General features: G+C 44.2%; 4 protein-coding genes. All 4 read right to left on the bottom strand.

The genetic code is table 11. The features are described from left to right. A partial coding sequence (locus P1P89_23020) for a sulfotransferase (GenBank protein ID MDF1594396.1) occupies nucleotides 1-504 on the bottom strand: 504 nt, incomplete at its 3' end. A 2-nt stretch (nucleotides 505-506) separates the two neighbouring features. Beyond that, a complete protein-coding gene (locus tag P1P89_23015) occupies nucleotides 507-1,205 on the bottom strand; it encodes a WbqC family protein (GenBank protein MDF1594395.1) in 699 nt (232 codons plus the stop codon). After that, entirely contained in the window at nucleotides 1,202-2,305 is a 1,104-nt protein-coding gene (locus P1P89_23010; protein MDF1594394.1) for a DegT/DnrJ/EryC1/StrS family aminotransferase, read from the bottom strand. The genes P1P89_23015 and P1P89_23010 overlap by 4 nt, the downstream gene beginning before the upstream one ends. Continuing rightward, the coding region (locus P1P89_23005) for a methyltransferase domain-containing protein (GenBank protein ID MDF1594393.1) at nucleotides 2,302-2,742 on the bottom strand (441 nt) is incomplete at its 5' end. The genes P1P89_23010 and P1P89_23005, both read right to left, overlap by 4 nt.

Here is a 2,742-nt window from a genome sequence, read left to right as displayed (position 1 = left end):
TCCGGCAACTTCTTTCCATTTATCAAAACCGTAAAATTCTTCGGGCCGGTTCTGGTTCTTGCTTGGAGCATAGAGCCATTCTCGGTTAATATCCCACTCCTTATTGAATTCCTTGGGCGCCCGGACCCAGGACGCTAAAACCGATAAAGGATTTCTGACAATTCCAATGATTTTAATCTCGCTGCAAATATTAAGCATGTTTTCAATAATATGAAGATATCTCGTTTCTTTGAAAACAATATGTGTTGGCTTTTCGGATTTTTCAAAAGTAGGATAATTTTTTTGAAACTCGGTAGTCATCAGGGCGAATGGATCTTGAGTAAATAGGATTTCTTTAAAAAATTTTCGGATCTCCATAGCCGAAGAATATTCCGAGAGCCTGCCTTTATGCCCATATGAAAATAGCGGCTGGAATCTCAATGCCACGCCGGGATGGCTGTTAAAAATCTGACTAAGCCAGGTCGTGCCTGAGCGCGGCACACCAAATATTGCAATTTTATCCATAATTATAATAAGTTATAGCTGTTCAGCAAAGTTTGGAACCGCCTTGTTGGATTGAACATCAAAACATCGATAATTGAAAGCCATGGCACATGCCCGGATCCGAACTGCTTGTACTCCAAGGTGGCCGGTTTTATGAATTTCAATTCCACTCCAAATTGTGTAAAGGCGTTACGCTCGTATAATGCCTGTCCACCTTGCAGATTGATATAAACGGTCGCTGCTTCACGCTTGCAGATATCGAGGATTCGCGCCTGGCCATGCAAAGCACTATTTCCATAATAACGGCTTGTCTCCCTGAAATGGGTGTTGATGCCCATAAATTTGGATAACGTTTTCAATTGATAAACCAAATAATCTGAGAGGTTTTCCACTTCAAAACGAATTAAATCTGCCACGATCGGAAACACTTCCTCAAAGTAGGGAGCTTTTCGGTAGTTCATTTCAACAGTCTTAACCAGGTTTTTTCGCCAGAAAGGCGATGGTTGCAAGACCGTGTCGCAGATACGCTTAAACGAGGATGCCTTATGTAATGGAACGGTAATATAGGATGGTTTTTCATTGATCAAAATGCGGTTCCGATTGATCCATCCCCCTTTAATATAATTGACATCGTCATAGATGACAAAATGATCCACAGCATGAATCAGCTGCCAATAACCGATGTAGGGGAAGAAATACGGCTGCATGACGGCAATTTTCATTTCAGAGTTGGTCCACCTTGCAGGTTGTCTCTGACGATGCCGCAAATAAAATCAACTTCTGTTTCGCTTAAGCCGGCAAACATTGGCAGACAAAGCACACGCGAAGAAATGCTCTCTGAAATTGGGCAGGGTCGTTTTAACTCTGGTTTCAAAAAGGGCAACGTGTTCAGCGACGGACAAAAATATCGTCGCGGGCCGATGGCGTTATCCAAAAGCGCATGGCGTACCCGCATCATGATTTCGTGAGAGGGAAAAATAACTGGGTAGTAGGCATAGTTGTATTCAAGGCCGGCGGGAGACACAGGCCGTTGCAAATGGCAGCCATCGAGTTGTTCATTGTACCAGCGGGAACACTCTTTCCGTAATGCAATAAGGTCATTTACCTTTGGCAAGACACAAAGCCCCATCGCCGCATGCAATTCCGATATTTTTGCGTTAATGCCGATATTCAGGTAGTCTTCTTCACCCATATGGCCAAATTTTTTCATCAGAAAGACACATTTGGCGACTTCCGCATCTTTACTGATCACAGCGCCGCCTTCGGCTGTGTGAAACAACTTGGTGGCGTGAAAGCTCAAGATGCTGCAATTCCCGTGAAGCAAAACCGACTCTCCGGAAAGCCTCACTCCAAAAGCATGAGCCGCATCGTAAATGACTTTGATCTTATACTTATCTGCAATTTGTTGAACTCTTAGTACGTCACAGGGATAGCCATAAACATGGGTGGCCAGAATCGCGGAGGTTTTCCTGCTGATGGCTGCTTCAATCAATTCAGGATTGATGCAGAAGGTTTGATCCTCGATATCCACGAAAACAGGTTCACAGCCTTCCCACAATATCGAGTTGGTAGTGGCAACATAGCTGTATGGTGTGGTAATGATCTCACCACGCAATCCGAGAGCTTTAATGGCGATTTGAAGCGCGAGGGTGCCATTGGCCACCAGTTCCAGATTGGGAATGCCGAGATAGCCCTTTAGTCTTTCAGCAAGCTCCCTTGATAATTGTCCGTTGTTGGTCAGCCAGCCATTTAGCCAAATCTTCCGGATTTGGTTTACAAACTCGTCCGTGGGGGGTAGGTATGTCTTGGTGACGGGTATCACGATTTCTTCACAATATAAAGAATGCTGGTTTTTTTGAGGCCCAACAATTTGAAGATATCAGCGCCAAAATGCTCAATTCCCAGTTCATTAACCCCAAAGCCCTCTTGTTTTATTTTACTCATATAATCGCTGTGCGCATACAACCGGACATGATCGTTTTGTCCGAACATTTTCCAGCGTTCATCCTCGGTGGCAATTGACTTGTCCTCAATCGTCGCTTCCAATCCAATGATGATGGGTGTCATCAGAATTCCACAGCCGCCGGTTTTCGTTATACGATAAAGCTCCCGGATAGCCTTGCCATCCCCCTCAACATGCTCCAGTACGTGGCTGCAGATGAAAAAATCGTATATTTCATTTTTTACCGGCATGTTCATGATGTCGATTTTATAATCGACACCTCTACTCTTATAGTCTGCCGTTTGGTAATCAAAAAA

This window comes from Desulfobacterales bacterium (assembly GCA_029211065.1).
GTDB lineage: Bacteria > Desulfobacterota > Desulfobacteria > Desulfobacterales > JARGFK01 > JARGFK01.
Note: the sequence above shows the minus strand (reverse complement) of the source record. Positions and strands in the feature narration are given on the sequence as shown.